General features: G+C 65.2%; 15 protein-coding genes. 4 read left to right on the top strand and 11 right to left on the bottom strand.

Going from position 1 to position 19,098, the window contains the following annotated elements:
- Positions 1-280: 280 nt before the first annotated feature.
- The 7 genes from galU to hemC form a co-directional block, all read right to left on the bottom strand.
- On the bottom strand, positions 281-1,168 hold the full coding sequence (galU, locus tag ACK543_RS06685) for a UTP--glucose-1-phosphate uridylyltransferase GalU (protein WP_409942070.1): 888 nt from the start codon (positions 1,166-1,168) through the stop codon (positions 281-283).
- 91 nt (positions 1,169-1,259) lie between these two features.
- Complete coding sequence (locus ACK543_RS06680; protein WP_409942069.1) at positions 1,260-4,310, bottom strand: valine--tRNA ligase; 3,051 nt, start codon at positions 4,308-4,310, stop codon at positions 1,260-1,262.
- Positions 4,311-4,623: 313 nt separating this feature from the next.
- Complete coding sequence (locus tag ACK543_RS06675) at positions 4,624-5,241, bottom strand: VOC family protein (protein ID WP_409942068.1); 618 nt, start codon at positions 5,239-5,241, stop codon at positions 4,624-4,626.
- A 348-nt stretch (positions 5,242-5,589) separates the two neighbouring features.
- Positions 5,590-6,870, bottom strand: coding sequence for a heme biosynthesis HemY N-terminal domain-containing protein (locus ACK543_RS06670; protein ID WP_409942067.1), 1,281 nt, complete (start codon positions 6,868-6,870; stop codon positions 5,590-5,592).
- Positions 6,871-7,038: 168 nt separating this feature from the next.
- Positions 7,039-8,163, bottom strand: coding sequence for a uroporphyrinogen-III C-methyltransferase (locus ACK543_RS06665; protein WP_409942066.1), 1,125 nt, complete (start codon positions 8,161-8,163; stop codon positions 7,039-7,041).
- Positions 8,160-8,990, bottom strand: coding sequence for a uroporphyrinogen-III synthase (locus tag ACK543_RS06660; protein WP_409942065.1), 831 nt, complete (start codon positions 8,988-8,990; stop codon positions 8,160-8,162). The genes ACK543_RS06665 and ACK543_RS06660 overlap by 4 nt, the downstream gene beginning before the upstream one ends.
- 255 nt (positions 8,991-9,245) lie before the next feature.
- Positions 9,246-10,193 (bottom strand): hydroxymethylbilane synthase, encoded by a 948-nt coding sequence (hemC, locus tag ACK543_RS06655; protein ID WP_409942064.1) that lies wholly within the window; start codon positions 10,191-10,193, stop codon positions 9,246-9,248.
- A gap of 126 nt (positions 10,194-10,319) precedes the next feature.
- On the opposite strand from hemC, the gene ppc reads away from it, so the two are divergent.
- Together ppc and ACK543_RS06645 are read left to right on the top strand one after the other, a co-directional pair.
- Positions 10,320-13,109, top strand: coding sequence for a phosphoenolpyruvate carboxylase (ppc, locus tag ACK543_RS06650; RefSeq protein WP_409942063.1), 2,790 nt, complete (start codon positions 10,320-10,322; stop codon positions 13,107-13,109).
- Positions 13,110-13,350: 241 nt separating this feature from the next.
- Complete coding sequence (locus tag ACK543_RS06645; protein ID WP_409942062.1) at positions 13,351-13,824, top strand: hypothetical protein; 474 nt, start codon at positions 13,351-13,353, stop codon at positions 13,822-13,824.
- A gap of 187 nt (positions 13,825-14,011) precedes the next feature.
- Here the strand turns inward: ACK543_RS06645 and ACK543_RS06640 are convergent, their stop codons facing one another.
- Positions 14,012-15,295, bottom strand: a complete 1,284-nt coding sequence (locus ACK543_RS06640; protein ID WP_409942061.1) for a spherulation-specific family 4 protein — start codon at positions 15,293-15,295, stop codon at positions 14,012-14,014.
- Between the two features lie 139 nt (positions 15,296-15,434).
- Here ACK543_RS06640 and ACK543_RS06635 point away from each other — a divergent pair, with 139 nt between their 5' ends.
- Both ACK543_RS06635 and ACK543_RS06630 read left to right on the top strand, forming a co-directional pair.
- Positions 15,435-16,166: a hypothetical protein gene (locus ACK543_RS06635; protein WP_409942060.1), complete on the top strand. Its 732-nt coding sequence runs from the start codon at positions 15,435-15,437 to the stop codon at positions 16,164-16,166.
- Positions 16,163-16,741, top strand: a complete 579-nt coding sequence (locus ACK543_RS06630; RefSeq protein ID WP_409942059.1) for a FlgO family outer membrane protein — start codon at positions 16,163-16,165, stop codon at positions 16,739-16,741. The genes ACK543_RS06635 and ACK543_RS06630 overlap by 4 nt, the downstream gene beginning before the upstream one ends.
- A gap of 177 nt (positions 16,742-16,918) precedes the next feature.
- On the opposite strand, the gene flhC is transcribed toward ACK543_RS06630, so the two are convergent.
- The 3 genes from flhC to ACK543_RS06615 form a co-directional block, all read right to left on the bottom strand.
- A complete protein-coding gene (gene flhC / locus ACK543_RS06625; protein WP_409942058.1) occupies positions 16,919-17,470 on the bottom strand; it encodes a flagellar transcriptional regulator FlhC in 552 nt (183 codons plus the stop codon).
- A gap of 49 nt (positions 17,471-17,519) precedes the next feature.
- A complete protein-coding gene (gene flhD, locus ACK543_RS06620; RefSeq protein ID WP_409942057.1) occupies positions 17,520-17,846 on the bottom strand; it encodes a flagellar transcriptional regulator FlhD in 327 nt (108 codons plus the stop codon).
- Positions 17,847-18,137: 291 nt separating this feature from the next.
- Complete coding sequence (locus ACK543_RS06615; RefSeq protein ID WP_409942056.1) at positions 18,138-19,046, bottom strand: sulfurtransferase; 909 nt, start codon at positions 19,044-19,046, stop codon at positions 18,138-18,140.
- Positions 19,047-19,098 lie beyond the last annotated feature (52 nt).

Raw genomic sequence — 19,098 nt, 5'->3', positions numbered from 1 at the left:
GCCCTTCACATGGACTGCCACCGCCGATTCGATCCTTGAAAAGCTGCATCGACTTTGCTCACGTATTTGCGGGACAGCACACTAGGAGCCTGTCGGACTTGGAAATCGTCGGCTGCAAATCGACCGCAGCGGTCCATTTTTGACCGCCTTTTTGCCCCATAGCTCGGCTATGGGGCTGCAAATTCGGCAAAAACTGTCCTCGCTCTCGCCGATTTTCGCTTTCGACGCTCCAAGTCCGACAGGCTCCTAGACATCGGCGCTGGTCACCGCAGGCAAGGGCCTACAGCCGCAGGCCCTTGAGGTAGGCGCGGAATGCGTCGCTCACCTGCGGGTGCTGCAATGCCAGCTCCACCGTGGCCTCCAAAAAGCCTTCCTTGCTGCCGCAGTCGTAGCGCTTGCCCGCATACTGAAATGCATACACCGCCTCGTGCTGCATCAGGCGGGCAATGCCGTCGGTGAGCTGGATTTCGCCGCCCACGCCGCGCGGCTGGTGGCGGATCTCGTTGAACACGCCAGGCGTGAGGATGTAGCGGCCCGCCACGCCCATGCGGGAGGGCGCTTCGGCGGCCTGGGGCTTTTCGACGATGCGTTCGATGCGTATCAGCGGGCCGCCCGCTGGCTCGCCGGCCACGATGCCGTACTTGTGCACCTGGTCTTGCGGAACCTCCTGCACCGCAATCACCGAGCGGCCCTGCTGGGCAAAGGCGGCAGCCATTTGCTTGAGCACGGGCTCGCCGTCCGGCGGGCCCACCATCAGGTCGTCGGCCAGCAGCACGGCAAAGGGCTCGTTGCCCACCAGGGGCTCGGCGCACAGCACGGCGTGGCCCAGGCCCAGCGAGCGGGGTTGGCGCACATAGGCGCAGTCCATGTCATCGGGCTGCACCGACTGCACCAGGCGCAGCAGTTCCAGCTTGCCTGCCGATTCCAGCTCGTTTTCCAGCTCGTAGGCCGTGTCAAAGTGGTCTTCGATGGCGCGTTTGCTGCGGCCGGTGACAAAGATCATGTGGCGGATTCCCGCCGCGTAGGCTTCTTCCACCGCGTACTGGATCAGTGGCTTGTCCACCACGGGCAGCATTTCCTTGGGGCTGGCCTTGGTGGCGGGCAAAAAGCGTGTGCCCAGGCCAGCAACCGGAAAAACGGCTTTGCGAACGGTGGTGACGGTGGTCATGGGTTTCCTTTTGGCGGTGCAAGCGACCGGGCCGCGGGGGCCCGGTCAGGCCGGTGCAGGTGGGCAGTGGGCGGCCAGTATGGCCCAGCAGTCAACCCAGGCGTGCGAGCTGATCGCGCAATCGGCCCAGGGTGGCTGTGAAGTCGGCAACGCGCTTTTTCTCTTGGTCCAGCACGGCGGCGGGGGCCTTGGCCACAAAGGCTTCGTTCCCGAGCTTGCCATGGGCCTTGGAGATTTCGGCCTCAATGCGGGCGATTTCCTTGGACAGGCGGGCCTTCTCGGCCGCCACGTCGATTTCCATGTAGAGGCACATGCGGGCGTCACCCACCACGGCCACGGGCGCTGCCTGGGCGGCGGCGGCCCAGGCGGCCTCGTCGTCAAACACCTTGACCTCGCTGAGCTTGGCCAGCGCCTGCAGCACCGGGGCCACGCCGCGCATGAAGTCCGCGTCGCCGACCACGAACAGCGGCAACCGGGTGGAGGGCGAGACATTCATCTCGCCACGCAAGGCGCGGCAGGTGTCCACCAGGCCCTTGACGCGGGCCATGTGGGCGATCGCGGCCTCGTCGATCTTCTCGGGCTGCGCCTCTGGGTAGCGGGCAATGCTGACCGATTCACCCTTCAAGCCAGCGACGGGTGCCACCACTTGCCACAGGGCTTCGGTGATGAACGGGATCACCGGGTGGGCCAGGCGCAGGATGGCTTCCAGCGTGCGGATCAGCGTGCGGCGCGTGGCGCGTTGCTGCGCTTCGGTGCCGTTCTGGATCTGCACCTTGGCGATCTCCAGGTACCAGTCGCAGTACTCGTTCCAGACAAAGTCGTAGATGGCGTTGGCCACGTTGTCCAGGCGGTATTCGGCAAAGCCCTTTTCCACCTCGGCCTCGGCTTGTTGCAGCAGCGAGCTGATCCAGCGGTCGGCCTGGCTGAACTGCATGTAGCCATGCATCGCGCCGCCGGGCTGGCATTCGGCCTTGGTGTGCTCTTTGAGGCCGCAGTCCTGGCCTTCGCAGTTCATCAGCACAAAACGGCTGGCGTTCCAGAGCTTGTTGCAGAAGTTGCGGTAGCCCTCGCAGCGCTTGCTGTCAAAGTTGATGCTGCGGCCCAGCGATGCCAGCGCCGCAAAGGTAAAGCGCAGCGCATCAGCGCCGTAGGGGGGAATGCCCTCGGGGAATTCCTTTTGCGTGTTCTTGCGCACCGTGGGCGCGGTTTCGGGCTTGCGCAGGCCGGTGGTGCGCTTGTCCAGCAGAGGCTCCAGGGCAATGCCGTCAATCAGGTCCACGGGGTCGAGCACGTTGCCTTCGGATTTGCTCATCTTCTTGCCCTGCGCGTCGCGCACCAGGCCGTGGATGTACACATGCTTGAACGGTACGCGGCCGGTGAAGTGCGTGGTCATCATGATCATCCGTGCCACCCAGAAGAAGATGATGTCGTAGCCCGTGACCAGCACGGTGCTGGGCAGGTACAGGTCGAAATCCGAAACACCCGTTCTCGCTGCGCTTGCAATAGCGTGGTCCCCGGCTTCGACCGGCTCAGCCTGAACGGCTTCAGGCCAGCCCATGGTGGAAAACGGCACCAGGGCGGACGAGTACCAGGTGTCCAGCACATCCTCGTCGCGGCGCAATGTTTTGCCCGGGGCCTTGGCCTGGGCTTCGGCCTCGTTGCGGGCCACGATCACCTTGCCGTCTTCGTCGTACCAGGCCGGAATCTGGTGGCCCCACCATAGCTGGCGGCTGATGCACCAGTCCTGGATGTTGTTCATCCACTGGTTGTAGGTGTTGACCCAGTTCTCGGGCACAAAGGTCACCTCGCCACTGGCTACGGCGTCGATGGCCTTTTGCGCAATGCTTTTGCCGGTGGCGTCACCTTCGCCGACCTTGCTCATGGCCACAAACCACTGGTCGGTCAACATGGGCTCGATCACCTGGCCGGTGCGGGTGCAAATGGGCACCATGAGCTTGTGCTTTTTGACCTCGACCAGCGCGCCGATGGCTTCGAGGTCCGCCACGATGGCCTTGCGGGCCACGAAGCGGTCCATGCCCCGGTACTTCTCGGGAATCAACAAATATGTGGGTGAGCCGGCAAGGCCGTCCTGATCGGCTAAGCCGTGTCCCGGGCTTATTTCGGCTCGATGACCCCAAGTAAAGTCATCAAGCGGTGAAGATTTGAGCCTTGCGTCAAACGTCAGTATCTCGATGGGCCTTAAGCCATGGCGCAAACCGACAGCGAAGTCGTTGTGATCATGCGCGGGCGTGACCTTGACCACGCCGGTGCCGAATGCCTTGTCCACGTACTCGTCGGCAATCACCGGGATCTGGCGGTCGCACAGTGGCAGGGTCACCATTTTGCCGATGAGGTGGGTGTAGCGCGCGTCTTCAGGGTGCACCATCAGCGCCACGTCGCCCAGCATGGTCTCGGGGCGGGTGGTGGCCACCGTCAGGCTGACCGAGCCCGAAGCCGCAAGGCTTCCATCAGGGTCTACCAGGGGGTAGGCAATGTGCCAGAGCGAGCCGTCTTTTTCCTCGCTCTCGACTTCCAGATCCGACACGGCCGATTGCAGCTTGGGGTCCCAGTTGACCAGGCGCTTGCCGCGGTAGATGAGGCCCTGCTCGTACAGGCGCACAAAGGTTTCGGTGACGACGCTGCTGAGCTTGTCGTCCATGGTGAAGTACTCGCGGCTCCAGTCCACGCTGTCGCCCATGCGGCGCATCTGCGTGGTGATGGTGTTGCCGCTTTTTTCCTTCCACTCCCACACCTTTTGGGTGAAGGCCTCGCGGCCCAGGTCGTAGCGGCTGATGCCTTGTTCCTGCAACTGGCGCTCCACCACGATCTGCGTGGCGATGCCCGCGTGGTCGGTGCCGGGCACCCACACGGTGTTGAAGCCGCGCATGCGGTGGTAGCGGGTGAGGCTGTCCATGATCGTCTGGTTGAACGCATGGCCCATGTGCAGCGTGCCGGTCACGTTGGGGGGCGGCAACTGGATGGCAAACGCAGGCTCGCCCGCCTGCGGCGCGCCCGTGCCGCGGTGGCCCGCCGTGCCGTAGCCGCGCTTTTCCCATTCGGGGCCCCAGTGGGCTTCCAGCGCAGCGGGTTCAAACGACTTGGACAGGCTTTCGAGGCCGGGTTGGTGCAGGGGCGTGCTCATGGGGTAGGGCGGTGAGGCGGGCAGGCCGCTGGGGCGTGCCTCGACGGTCAGAAGGAGGAACCGGCGATTTTAAGGGAGCAGCCTGCGGCGGCGCGGGGCGGCATGGACGGTGTCTGGCGCGCAGGCATACCCTGCGCGCGCCGACGGCATGGCGGGGCGCACAGGGCGATCCACCCCTGGAGGCAGTCACGATCAAGTAGCTATAAAAATGATAGCTATCAAGACCCTATCGACGTGCGCGATGGCCTGTTTTGATGCTGAAAATGCTTTGTCGCAGCAGCCCAGGGCGGGTGCTGCGCGGCCGGGCGGGCGTTCAGGCCCGCGCAAACTCTGGCCGGTCGTTGTGCTGGGGCTTGAGCGGCGCTGCCACCTTGCCCTCGGCGCGCTCCTTGCGCCACTGCGCCTTGCGCGCCGTCCATTCGGCCAGTCGGGCATGGGCCACGGTGCTGTCGCGTGCCATCTGCTCTTCGTTGGCCAGCTGCGCCGTCAGTTCCAGGCGGATGCCGTTGGGATCAAAAAAGTAGATGCTTTTGAAGATGTGGTGGTCGGTCACGCCCAGCACCTCGATGCCATGCGCTTGCAGCCGGGCCTGGGTGTTTTGCAGCTCTTGGACCGTGTCCACGCGAAAGGCAATGTGGTTGACCCACAGCGGCGTGTTGGGCGAGGGTTCGGCCTTCACGTCATCGCCCAGGTCGAAAAACGCAATGAATGATCCATCCCGCAGCCGAAAAAAGAAGTGCGTGTACGGGCAGTATTCGCCGGTGCTGGGCACATAGTCGCTCTGGATGATGTGATACAGCGGCAGGCCCAGGATGTCTTCGTAGAAGTGCCGCGTCTCCTCTGCGTCGCGCGCCTTGTAGGCATAGTGGTGCAACTGCTGGATGGCAGCGGGGGCGGGCAGGTTGGCGAGGTCTGGCGTGGCGGTGGTCATGCAGGTCTCCATCGATCAATGGTGCAATTCTACTATTCGTAATGTATTTACTTTGGGTTAATTTTGCGTGATTGGCCCGGTTCGACCGCCGCCCGTAGCCCGTAGCCCGTAGCCCGTGCGGTGCGCCAGCCGCAGGGGCCAATGCCAAAAGACCACCGTGTGTGAACACAAAGGGGGTTTGGCCGGAAGGGGTGGCGTGAAAGCGGCGCAACGCGGAAGGCGTTGAAACGCGTGGCAACCCCACCGCGCAACAACGAGTGGGCGTATGCGGGCGGGCCGGGGCACCAGGGGGCGCGGCAAGGCGCTGGAGCGGGCCACCGGGGGGCGCGACCCGGCGGGTGCTCTCGTCTATTGACCCAGGGCGGCCATCTTCCAGGCGGAGGCAGCGGCAACGGCGTCGCCGCGCTGTTCGGCCAGTTCCGCAAGGTGGCGCCAGGCGCTTGCGCGCAGGTCGGCGTCACCCAGCTGCTGCGCCGCCTGCGTGAGCAGTTGTTGCGCTTTGCCCCACAAGTTCCGTTTGAGGCAGGCGATGCCAGCCAGGTATTGCAGGCGGGCGTCGCGCGGGTTGGCCTGCTGGGCCGCTTCGATGCGTGCCAGCCAGGGAGCGTCGACGGCGCCAAGCCCCGCCTCCAGGGCATGCACCAGCTTCAGCGCGTGCTGCTCTGCCAGGGCGTCGGGGGCGATCACCAGTTGCTCCCAAACCGGCAGCAGCCAGGCGCGCACCTGTGCGCTGTCGCCGCCGAGCAGTGCCAGCCGCTGGGCCGCGTGAATGGCAATCTCGGGCATCTGGCGCTCGGAGGTTTCCAGAGACTGCCAGATGTGCTGGAGCTGCGCCGTATCGTGTGCGCTGTTGATCAGCTCCATGGCCAGGCCGCGCACAATGCTCTGTGCCGCGCTGGGCGAAAACGCCCGGTGCTTGCCCAGCAGGCGGGCGGTTTCCAGCGCCTCGAGGCTCTGGTCTCCGAGGCGGGTGGTGGCCTTGAGCTTGATGCGCAATGCCAGAGTGCGGCGCGCCGCGCCCAGTGGCAGTTCGGCCAGGCGGTCGAGTGTGGCGCTGGGATCGCGGTCATCCAGCGACCAGCGGGCCGCCCGCATCTGCGCGCCTTCGCGCAGCTCTTGCTCCATCACGGTGCCGCGCAGCGGGGATTCTTGCAGCGCGTCGCGCAGGTGCGACTCGCGGGTGGCGCGGTCTTGCAGCGCATGCGATGCCTCGGCGGCAATCATGTGGGCCAGTGCGCGCAAACGGCGCGCATGGGGCACGGGCTCGTTGGCGGCGGCCAGCGCATGCTCCTGGGCCAGCGCTGCCAGGGCTGCCTGGCGCGAGCGAATGAAACGCCCGCCCAGCATGTGGGTGAGCGCATCGAGCAGCGATGCATGCATGGAGCGCTCTTTTTGCTGCGCACGCCAGCGCTGGGCCTGCCGGGGCAGTTCCAGCAGTGCCGACAGGCCACGCAGCGCTGCATACACGGTGACGAACCCGCCCACCACCAGCAGCAGCACCAGGTTCAGCGACAGGTCGATGCGGTGGGGTGGCCAGAACAGGGTGACGGTTCCCTGGTTGTTGCCCGCAAACAGCGCGGCGGCCACGGCCACGCCAAACAATGCCAGAAGCCAAAGTGCTGCGCGCATGTCAGTGATCCATGGCTGGGCGGGTGTCCGCGACCTTCATGGCAGCCGCGCCCCAGGGCCGGTGTTTGCACGCAGGCGCCGCCCCGCCGTGTGGGGGGCAATCCCCTGCCGCTTTGCCAGGCCAGGCGCAACAGGCAGACGGCGCACAATGACTGCGCATGCGTTCCATCACCGTCCTGCCGCGGCGGTTGCCAGCGCCGCCAGGGTTTCGTCCAGGCGGGGCAACTCAGCCGCCTTCATGCTGGCCTGGGCTGTCTGCAGGGTGCTGGCAGCGGCTTGCGTGCGGCGCGAGGCCGGGTCGAAATACTTGTTCAGCGCTGCGGTGGCCGCTGCCAGGTCGGCGCGGGCCGAATCGTACTGGCGGGCCAGCACCGCCAGCCTGGCGTTGAGCAGCTTGAGCTTGAGGTTCTCGCGCAGGAAGAACGCCTGCTCGGGCGCCAGCAAAATGGCTTCGGGCTGGTCGATGCGGCTCACGCGCACCAGCCCCCGTGCCTCGTCGCGCACCACCTCCCAGCCGCGCTGCAGGACGGCCTGCCACCAGGCCAGGTGATCGGGTGTGGTGGACGGTGCTGTCGCGGCCGCGCTACCGGGCCCAGCCGCCAGGCGGCGGGTGGCTTCTGCCTGGGCTACGGCGTTTTGCACCGGCAGTTCGTCCACCTGGCGCACCAGGTCGTCCAGCCGCGCCAGCAGGCCTGCGGTGTCGGTGACGGGGGCGCGCGACAGGCGGTCCAGGTCGTGGCTGATGGCGCGCTGTACCGGGCCCAGGCGGGGCTGCGCTGCGCGCTCGATGCGCTGGTTGGCTGATTTGAGCGCTGCCACCATGGGTTCCAGGCTGCCCGTCAGCTGCGTTTGCTGCTGCGCGAGCCGAATGGCCGATTCGATGTCCACCACCAGGTTTTCATCGCGCGAGCGCGACAGGCTCTGCATCAGATCTTCCAGCTGGGTGCGCTGCAGGGCGACCTCGCTGACGCGGGCTTCGGCCACCGACAGGCGGGCAGCCGTTTCGCGCACCAGATCTTCCGCCTGGCGGGCCATGGTGCGGGCCTCGATGGCGAGCGCACCCGAGTCCGCCGATTGCCGGGCGAGCTGTTCCTGGATGCCGCTGAGCTTTTGCCACAGCATGCCGGTGCTGACCAGCGCGCCCACCGCGACGGCCGCCACAATCCACTGCAGGGCATGGCCACGCGCCTCTTGGGGCACCACGGGCGCACCTGCCTGCACGGCCGTATCCGCCGCAGCCAACCCAGGGGCGGCGGGCGATGAAGTCGGGGCTTCGGGGGAAGGGGAACTCATGCGGCCGATTCTATCGACGCCACCACGTCCTCCAGCGACGGGCGGCATCCCCCGACGTGTCCAAAACCTGCGGCGCGCGCCGCTTCGGCAATGCGCGGGTGGGTGGCCAAAGCGCGGGCGTGCGCCCAGTCCTGCCCTGGCAGCGTCGCCGCCAGGTGCGTCACGGCCTCGGAACTGCTGAACAGCCACACCGATCCGTCGTGCGCCGCCTGCCGGGCCAGGGCGATGTCTGACGCATTCCAGACCGCAGGCAGCCGTTGGTAAGCCGCCACAAAATCCACGCTCGCGCCCGCAGATTCGATCTGGCGGGCCAGCCAGTCGCGGCCCGTGCCCTCGGGCGCCTCGGCCGTGCCGCCCGATTGCCCGCGCACGATCAGCACACGGTCACCCGGTGCCAGTTGCCCGCCCACCTGCTTCCACAGCGCCTCCGAATCAAACTGCGGTGCATCATGCGCCGGGCCATCAATCAGCGCCTGGGGCACGCCCGCATGCGCCAGCGCGTGCGCCGTGGCCGGGCCGGGTGCCCATGCTCTTATTTTGATAGCTTTACCCCCTACAGCGACAAGCGCAACCGGGTGTTTTGAATCAAAAAAGAACGCCACGGCATTGCCGCTGACGAACATCAGCGCCCGGTAGGTATGGGCCCGGTCGCGGGCGGCCTGCAGCGCGGCGATGGCCTCGGGTGCGGTGCACGGCCCAATCGCGATCAGCGGCAGCGCCACGGCCGCGATGCCGTGGCCAGCGAGATCACGCACCCAGCGCGCAGCCTCGCGGGCAGGCCGCGTGACGATGACGCGAGAGGGCGCGGCGGCGGGCACGGTGTGCATCAGGTGCCGTTTGGGCTAGCCCGCATAGTTCACCAGGGACGCGCCCGAGTGGGCTGTGATGCGGTGCGCTGGCAAGGCGCGACGACGCTGCGGGCGCGTGCCCGCAAGGGGGAGCAACGCCGCCAGCGTGCCGCAGCACGGCTCCATCGGGGGTGTAGCGCTCGGGCCGGATAGGACTTGTCACTCGAACCCAAGAAAGCGTGCATGCATCGGGCGTCTTGGGGCATCAAAAAGCGACCTGGTGAAATATCCGGGCTAGGCCTGGTGCGCTGTGGGCGCGGCACCGCGTGCGCCGCCGTCCTGCAGTTGCTGTGCAATGGCCAGGCCCAGCGCCTCGGCCTGCGCCAGCGTGGCCACGGCAGCGCTGGCCCTGGCGCGCACCAGCGGCGCGCGGCCGTCAGGGTCACCCCAGGCGGCGTCCAGCTGCAGGGTGCCGCCCGCCAGCGTGCCGTGCGCTGCCAGCGGCATCGAGCAACTGCCGCCCATGGCACGGCTGACGGCGCGCTCGGCCGCCACGGTCAGCCAGGTGGTCTGGTCGGCCAGCGGGGCCAGCGCGTCGATCAGGTCCTGCCGGTCTGCGCACACTTCAATGCCCAGAGCGCCCTGGCCCGCTGCGGGCAGCATGGCTGCAGGCTCGAACGTGGCGCGAATGCGCGACCCCAGCCCCAGGCGCTTGAGGCCCGCAGCAGCCAGCACGATGGCGTCGTACTGCCCGTCATCGAGCTTGCGCAGACGCGTGTCCAGGTTGCCACGCAGCGGCTCAATGCGCAGGTCGGGCCGCAGCGCCTGCAACAACACCTGCCGCCGCAGGCTCGAGGTGCCCACCACCGCGCCCTGTGGCAGCGCATCGATGCTGGCATAGGCGGGCGAGACAAAGGCATCGCGCGGGTCTTCGCGCTCCATGACGCACGCCAGGGCAAAGCCGGGCGGCAGCTCCATGGGTACATCCTTGAGCGAGTGCACGGCGATGTCGGCGCGGCCTTCCTGCAGCGCGGTCTCCAGCTCTTTGACAAAGAGCCCCTTGCCGCCCACCTTGGACAGCGAGCGGTCCAGGATCTGGTCGCCCTGGGTCGTCATGCCCAGCAACTGCACGGCGTGGCCGCGTGCCTGCAACAGCGCCTGCACATGCTCGGCCTGCCACAGGGCCAGGCGGCTTTCGCGCGTGGCGATGACGATGTTGGGGGGGCTGGAAGTGGGGCTCAAGTTCGTAACCTGTTTGTAATCATTCGGCAGCGGTCGATGCTAGCATCCAACCGCACTGGGGCCGGTGCGCCCGGATGAGTGCGGGCTGGCGGCACCCGCCCCCCATCCATTCCGGAGACCACCCTGATGAAACGATCCGACAAGGACCAGCCCCTGATTGATGATATCCGCCTGCTCGGGCGCATTCTGGGCGACGTGATCCGAGAACAAGAAGGCGTGGCCGCGTACGAACTGGTCGAGCAGGTGCGCAAACTGTCGGTGGCCTTTCGCCGCGACGCCGACCAGGAGGCCGACCGCGCACTCAAAAAGCTGCTCAAGTCCTTGTCGGGCGACCAGACGGTGAGCGTGATCCGCGCCTTCACCTACTTCAGCCACCTGGCCAACCTGGCCGAAGACCGCCACCACATCCGCCGCCGCGCCGTGCACGAGCGCGCGGGCGACACGCAAGAGGGCAGCATCGAGGTAGCCCTGTCGCGCCTGCGCTGGGCTGGCATTGCACCCAAAACCATTTCGCAGACGCTGGCCAGCAGCTACGTGGCCCCGGTGCTGACGGCCCACCCCACCGAGGTGCAGCGCAAAAGCATTCTGGATGCCGAGCGCGACATCGCCCAACTGCTGTCCGCGCGCGACGACATTCGCGTGCGCGCCCAGCTCTACAACACCGCCAAAGACGCCCTCACCCCCCGCGAGCTGGCCGCCAACGAAGCGCAGCTGCGTGCCCGCGTGGCCCAACTGTGGCAAACGCGGCTGCTGCGCTACAGCAAACTCACCGTGGCCGACGAAATCGAAAACGCGCTGTCGTACTACGAAGCCACCTTCCTGCGCGAGATCCCCAAGATTTACGCCGACCTGGAAAGCGAGCTGGGCCAATACCCCGTGCACAGCTTTCTGCGCATGGGCCAGTGGATTGGCGGCGACCGCGATGGCAACCCCAACGTCACGGCGCAGACCCTGCAATACGCCCTGCGCCGCCAGGCCGAAGTGGCCCTGCGCCACTACCTGACCGAAGTGCACTACCTGGGCGGCGAGCTTTCGCTGTCGGCCCGCCTTGTGCAGGTATCGGCCGAGATGGAAGCGCTGGCCCAGCGCTCGCCCGACCAGAGCGAGCACCGCCTGGACGAGCCCTACCGCCGCGCCCTCACGGGCATCTACTCGCGCCTGGCGGCCTCCCTCAAGCAGCTCACCGGCGGTGATGCTGCTCGCCACGCTGTTGCGCCGCAAAATCCGTATGGCAGCGCAGACGAGTTTCTGGCCGACCTGCAGATCATCGAGGCATCCCTCAAATCCCACCACGGCCAATCGCTGGCCGCCGAGCGGCTGCACCCCCTCATCCGCGCAGTGCAGGTGTTCGGGTTCCACCTGGCCACGGTGGATCTGCGCCAAAGCTCCGACAAGCACGAAGACGTCGTCGCCGAACTGCTGGCCACCGCCCGCATCGAAAGCCACTACGCATCCCTTGGCGAAGAAGCCAAGCGCAAGCTGCTCCTGCGCCTGCTCAACGACGCCCGGCCGCTGCGCGTGGTGGGGGCCAGCTACAGCGCCCACACCCAGGGCGAACTGGCCATCTTTGAAACCGCCCGCATCATGCGCGAGCGCTTTGGCTCCGACGCCATCCGCCACTACATCATCAGCCACACCGAAACCGTGAGCGACCTGCTCGAGGTGCTGCTGCTGCAAAAAGAAGTGGGCTTGATGAGCGGCACGCTCGATGGCGAATCCCGCAACCACCTCATCGTGGTGCCGCTGTTCGAGACCATTGAAGACTTGCGCAACGCCGCACCCATCATGCGCGAGTTCTACGCCCTGCCGGGCATTGCCGCGCAGGTGGCGCGCAGCGGCGGCGAGCAAGACATCATGCTGGGCTACAGCGACAGCAACAAAGACGGCGGCATCTTCACCAGCAACTGGGAGCTGTACCGCGCCGAAATCGCCCTGGTGGAGCTGTTTGACAGCCTGGCCACCAGCCACGGCATCCAGCTGCGCATGTTCCACGGCCGCGGCGGCACGGTGGGCCGGGGCGGCGGCCCCAGCTACCAGGCCATCCTGGCGCAACCCCCAGGCACGGTGCGCGGGCAAATCCGCCTGACCGAGCAGGGCGAGGTCATTGCATCCAAATACGCCAACCCCGAAATCGGCCGCCGCAACCTCGAAACCCTGGTGGCCGCCACGCTGGAAGCCACGCTGCTGCAACCCACCAAGCCAGCGACCAAGGTCTTTCTGGAAGCCGCTGCACAGCTCTCGCTGGCCAGCATGGCCAGCTACCGCGCCCTGGTGTACGACACCCCCGGCTTCACCGACTACTTCTTCAACTCCACCCCCATCCGCGAGATTGCCGAGCTCAACATCGGCTCCCGCCCGGCCAGCCGCAAAGCCAGCCAGAAAATCGAAGACCTGCGCGCCATTCCCTGGGGCTTTAGCTGGGGCCAGTGCCGCCTCACGCTGCCCGGCTGGTTCGGCTTTGGCTCGGCGGTGGAAGCCTTCGTCAACGCCGAAGGCAAAGACCCCAAGGCCCAACTCGCGCTGCTGCAAAAGATGTACCGCCAATGGCCCTTCTTTGGCACGCTGCTGTCCAACATGGACATGGTGCTGGCCAAGAGTGATTTGGCCCTGGCCTCACGTTACAGCGAACTCGTCACCGACGCCCGCCTGCGCAAAAAGGTCTTCACCGCCATCGAGGCCGAATGGCACCGCACCGCCGAGGCACTGACCCGCATCACCGGCGACAAACAGCGCCTCACGCACAATACCGCGCTCGCGCGCTCCATCAAGCACCGCTTTCCGTACATCGACCCGCTGCACCACCTGCAGGTAGAACTGGTACGCCGCTGGCGCGCAGGGCAGGGCGACGAGCGGGTGCAGACGGGGATTCATATCTCTATTAATGGGATTGCTGCGGGGTTGCGGAATACGGGGTGAGGAGAAGCTTGTCCCATAAACCGTTGGTTACAAAATAATTACCCATGTTTTATGGCTCCGAGTGCGCCGCTGTTACATTGGCGATCGGTTTTCGGGTGAAAGCACGAGATAGTCTGTGGGGCATTTTTTTAGCAGGCGGTGGTTCTTTATCCTGATTACCTGCATGTCAGCGGGGGGTTAGTGCCCTTTACTTTTACTGATATTGGTTTGAATAAGAAGTTTTTTATCGGAGTGTTTGCGAATGCTGAGAAATGTTTTGGGTATTATGGTCTTTCTTTTTGCGCTAGAGGGTGCTTGGGCCCAGATGTCGACAGTGAGGGAGGTAAGAACAGAGGTGAGTCTGACATATCGGGATATGAATACTGGGGAGGATTTTAATTCGCCGCAAGAAGTAGCGAAAGCCCATTTAGAAAGGGTGATCGCGAGTTTTGTCCCGGAGACTTGCAACAGAGTGAGTTTGTATCGACTCAGCCCTTGGAATCCTGCAGATTCTGTGAATGGCGTTGCGCGGTATCACGAGTACGCTTTCTATTGTGAGCACATCTTTGGCCCCGCTTATGATTCTGTTTTTGGTGGTGACATCACTTTCACGATCCCTCGCTGCCCTGATGGTTGGGACATCGACGGATCGCAAGTCGGCGATGCAAAAAATTACTGGTGCAAAAAGTCTGTCATGGTATCCGAAGATGTCGGACCTGATTCGCAAGTTCAATGAGTGGAAAAGCCCCGTGCCGATTGAAGTGCGTTCAGTCGCGACGAGCAAACCGGGCGCGGCTTGCCTTTAGCCAAGCTCTCCGCCCTCGTCCCCAGCTCAGCAAGTTGCTTGGCCACATCGGCATTGGTGGGTAAGGCTTGGCGCAAACACGCGCAGCGCCAAGGCTCCGGCGCGCCCGATGTGCGGGTCAGCACAGGGGCAGTGCGCGTTCCTTGTTGAGTGCATCCACCGTGCCCAGCAGTTGTTGCCAATAGGTCGGCAGGGCAGACCACGGCGCTCCGATGGCCAGGTTGGTGACGTACACCATGCCCGTGTTCATGCGCGGGCGGTCGGCCTTTTTGATGGCTGTCTGCATGTCGGTGCAGGTGCTGGCCGAATGCACCAGCATGCCCTGGGCGACATTGTTTTTGGCATAGACCCAGGTGTTGGCGGGCTGGGGGTCCACACTCTGGTACGCGGCTGCGTTGCCTGCAAAGGTGACCAGTGTGTCTGCAACGCCTGCATAGGCCGCCACAGGGTAGGCGCCGGGGTTGCCAATGACGACTGGCGGGGAGGTGGCGGTCACGCCCGGGCCCATGCCGGTGGTCAAGCCTTTGATGTAGGTGTAGATCTCTTGGTAGAAGGCCAGCCGACTGCTCTCGGTGGCCATGCCGTCGATGAAGAACCCCTCCAGCTGGGCGGGGTACAGCCGGATGTAATTGTCGATGGTTGCCTTGATGTCGGCCACCGAGACTGTGCCGTTGGTGGATGCGGTGGCGACATAGCCGATCACCCGGTTGCTGGTGCCTGCCACTGCCCTGAAGTTCTTGAGGGCGGTGGTCAGGTCGGTGTCTTCCTTGGTGGTGGATGTCAGGATGCCCGCGTTGGGGTTGATGACTGCATTGATCTTGATGCCGGGGTAGCTGGCAGCGCCGCTGGTCAGCGCGACCCAGGGCGATGTGGTGCCCGTGGCCGTGAAGTAGGCCGGTATCACGACCTGAATGGCGGCCCGTGCGGGGCGCACGTAGTAGGTGAGGCTGTCGGTGGCCGTCATGGTGCCGATGCTGCTCGTGGCCGTGACCTGGAACGTGGCAGTCGGTGGCAGGGCGCTGACGCTCAGCGTGGTGCTGGCCACGCCCGCAACCGTGGTTGGCGCGACCGGTGCCAGCGTGCCAACGCCCGACGGGCTGACGGTAAATGTGGTGACCGTGCCGTTGGGGGCGGTTGTTCCGTTCACCACCACGTTGGCCGAGAGCGCCACCGAAGCGCTGGGCTCCAGCACGTTGTTGGAGGGCTGCACCAGGCTGACGCTGACCGGTGCCGGGGCCGGTGCGGGCGCTGGCGCGGGTGCGGGTGCGGGTGCGGGCGCGGGCGCTGGGGCTGGCGCGGGTGGAGGGGTGGTTTTGTCCGCAGTGCCGCCGCCACAGCCCGCCAGTGCAGAGCTCAGGGCAAGCAGGGTTGCAAGGCGGTGGGTCATCGTGGCGGTGTGCATGGTGTTTGGGATGAGTTGCGCGTGGCACTATTGTCGCGGGGCCTCGGGTCAAGTCCAAGTGCCGAAAGGCTTGCTTTGAGCGTGAAACGCCGCCCATATCGCCGGATCACGCGACCAGACGGGTAATACCATCTTGGGCATGTCATGTTCCATCCTCCGCACTCGATTGGTTGCGACGCTGGCCGCTGTGTTCATGCTGGCAGGCTGTGGCACGCTGGATGTTCCGCGTGCCGACAACTACCCTGCGACTGGCCAGAAGAAAGCCCGTGCGGTGCACCACTGGGATGTGCTTGCAGGCGATGTCGCGGGTCGTGTGGCCGAGAAAATCGCGCTGTGGCCCGCGGGCGAATATCCGGTTTACGTGACAGCGTCGGACAAATCGAGCTTCAACGTGGGCTTTGTGAAGCTTTTGAAGGTGCATTTGCTCAACCGGGGCGTGGCGCTGTCCACCGTGCCGACTGCGGTGGAGCTGGATGTGCAGACCCAGGTGGTAGAGCACCAGTCGGGGGCCCCCCGTGCCACGCCGGCCATCGCGGGGACCGCGCTGGGCGCTGGAGTAGGGGTGTGGCGGGACTGGGCGGTGCACTACTCAGACCGTACCTTGCTGCCCGGTGTGGCTACTGCCCTGGGCCTGGGGGCTGGTGTGGCGCTGGACATGACGCGTCTTTACACCTACGGGGCGGCTGCCGGTGGCCCGACGCGTACCGAGGTGCTCATCAGCACCAACCTCAAGTCTGCGGACCGGTACCTTGCTGGTACGGCCGACCTGTACTACATCGAGCGTGAAGATGCCGTGTTGTACCTGCCTGAAGCTCCTCTGCCCATGCCTGCCCCCACGCCGGTCAAAACCTGGCGGGTGACCGCCCCATGAGATTCCCGTTGTTGCGTCCGGCGTTGCGGTTGACAGGGTGCTGCGGCCTTTTGGTGGCGGCTTTTGCGCTGCAAGGCTGCGTGGCCCATGGCGTGCATGCCTACTACTATGGAGATCGGTCGGGCGGGTCGCAGCGGGTGGATCTGATTGCGCTTAACGAGCGCGCCGCCGATGCGCTGCTGTACAGCGCGCCGCTGGACGCCCAGCAGCCCTTGCTGGTGGCCACGCTGGTCAATGTGGACCGGTTGAATGAGTCATCGCGGCTGGGCCGGATTTTTTCGGAGCAGCTTGCGGGTCGTCTGGTGCAGCGCGGTTTGCGGGTCAGCGAAGTGAAGTTGCGCGAGGCGCTGGTGTTGAACCGCGATCAGGGCGAGTTGTTTTTGTCGCGCGAGGCGCGGGAGGTCAGTCAAAGCCAAAACGCCCAGGCCGTGCTGGTGGGGACCTACGCTGTCTCTTCTGCCGTGGTGTACGTCAGTCTGAAGCTGGTGATCCCCACGGGCAACCAGGTGGTGTCGGCCTACAACTATTCGGTGCCGGTGGACGACAACGTGCGTGCCTTGCTGGCCGGGCGCTGAGGGTGGGGCGTGCGGGCAGCCATCTGGACGGCCCCGCAGGCATTCCAAGCGGGTTGGGACGGTGTTTTGGAATGGGTCCTGCGGCGCGGGGATGGCGTGGCACCCCGACGGCGGCGCGTACCCGCGATGGCAGTGGTTGCGCTGCCACCGGTGCGGCTTCGCGCAGCCGCGACAAGCTCAGTGCAGCATCAGCGCGCCTGCCGACTTGCTTTTGCCAGCGCGGGCGGGCGGGTTGCACAGGCCGCAGGTGAAGTGGCGGTTTTCGTACAGCTCGGTAACGAAATGGCCGCCGCATTCACTGCACTTGGTGCGGGTGAGCATGCCTGCATCCACAAACTTCACCAGGCGCCATGCGCGTGTGAACGACAGCAGGGGCTCGATCTCTGCCGTGGCCACCTGTTCGTTGTACATGCGGTAGGCCTTGGTCAGCAGTTCCACCGAATCCAGGTCGACGCCCTTGGACAGGTATTCGTAGATGTTGAGAAACAGCGAGCTGTGAATGTTTTCCTGCCAGGTCAGGAACCAGTCGGTCGAAAACGGCAACTGGCCCTTGGATGGTGACTTGCCAGCGATTTCCTTGTACAGGCGAATCAGCCGTTCATACGACAAGGTGGTTTCCGATTCCAGCACCTGCATGCGGGCACCCATCTGGATGAGCAATGCGGCGCGTTCGATCTGCTTGGACTCGTTGAGGACACTCTTGGCAGGGGCTTTGGCAGCGGCGGTCATGGCGGGCTTTCGGTCTGGTGGGTGCGGGCGGGGCCGGGGTCGGTGCGATTTACAGCACTTCCGACACGCGACCGGCCATCAGGATGTTGGCGTGCAGTGTGTTGGTGGCTTCGTTGCCCACCTTCTTGGCCGAGTGATTGGTCAGCAGGCTCCACACCAGGTTGTCGTCCACCCGGAAGCTGCAAAGAAGGGTGTTGCGGGAGGCCAGTTTCATGACTTGCGCGGCCGACAGGGATGCCAGAATATCGGCAGACTCTTCGTTCATGCCCAGCCGGAAAACGGCTTCGGCCTTGTCCTGGCGAATCAGGGTCTGGGCCAGCATCAGGTAAGTGAGATTGGCTTCGCGGATTTCTGCGAGGATTTGCTCGTTGTTCATGGCGGCTTCCTTTCTTCCAGTGCCCGGTGGGTTGCGTTGCCTGCAGGCTGCAGGTTTTGCGTGATCCGGTGAAATGGATTGTGAAACTGGGCCAATCGAAAATTAAGTCGGCGTCTGGTTGTGCCGCTTGTCTGGTTCTGATGCGCGCTGTGTAGGAATTTGCCTTACAGCCACCGAAGGGAATGTTCTGCTGGCCCCAGCGTGTGCCTGCTGGCGCGCATGTGGACGCGGCATGTTAGAGGGCAGTGCGCCCCAGGCCGCCCCGCAATCTGCACCCGCGCTGTGGTGCGATCAGCCCCGCTCTACCGGCCGGGCCGGGTCGGAGCACCATTCACTCCAACTGCCAGCAAACAGGGCCGTCGTGCCCAGCCCGGCAATTTCCATGGCTAGCAGGTTGGGCACGGCGCTGACGCCGCTGCCGCACTGATGCACGATGCAGCGCGGGTCGCGGTCGCCAAGCAAGGCTTCGAACTCGGCGCGCAGCATGTTTGCGGGCTTAAAGCGGCCGTCTTCCCCGATGTTCTGGGCAAAGGGGCGGTTGAGTGCGCCCGGAATGTGCCCCGCCACGGGGTCCAGTGGCTCCACCTCGCCGCGAAAGCGCGCGGGTGCCCGGGCATCGATCACGGTCTGCCCCGGCTGGGCCAGCCCGGCCAGCACCTGCTCGGCCGTTGCAAGCTGGCGCAGGGGCGCGCCGAGCGAAAAATTTGACTGAAAGTGCGCTGGCTCCACGCCGGAGCGGACTGCACCGCCAGCGGCCTGCCATGCTTGCAGCCCCCCGTCGAGCACTGCCACAGCATCATGGCCCGCCCACTTGAGCATCCACCACAGGCGGCCGCAGTAGTTGGCGCCCTGCCGGTCGTACACCACGGCCTGCATGGTGTTGGCAAAGCCGACGCTGCTCAGCCACATGGCAAAGCGCTCCCGGCTGGGCAGGGGATGGCGTCCACCCGATGCCGGTCTGTCTGCCTCGTGCGCGGTCAAGGTGCCGCTGGCGCCGGGCGTGCCGTGCCGTGCACTGAGGTTCTCGTTCAGATCGGCAAACACGGCACCTGGAATGTGTGCCGCTGCGTATTGCTGCGCCCCGGCGCTGGGCTGCATCAGGTCGAAGCTGCAGTCAAACACCATGAGGGGCGCGCCGCCCGCAATGTGCGACTGAAGCTCAGTGGCGGAAATGAGTGTAGTGTAGGGCGTGGGCTGCATGATGGGTGAGCGCGGTTGATCGAAACCCCGATTGTGTACAACTGGACTGCTG

Source organism: Acidovorax sp., from assembly GCF_046341535.1.
Classification (GTDB): Bacteria; Pseudomonadota; Gammaproteobacteria; order Burkholderiales; family Burkholderiaceae_C; genus Acidovorax.
This window is presented reverse-complemented; position numbering and strand designations above follow the sequence as displayed.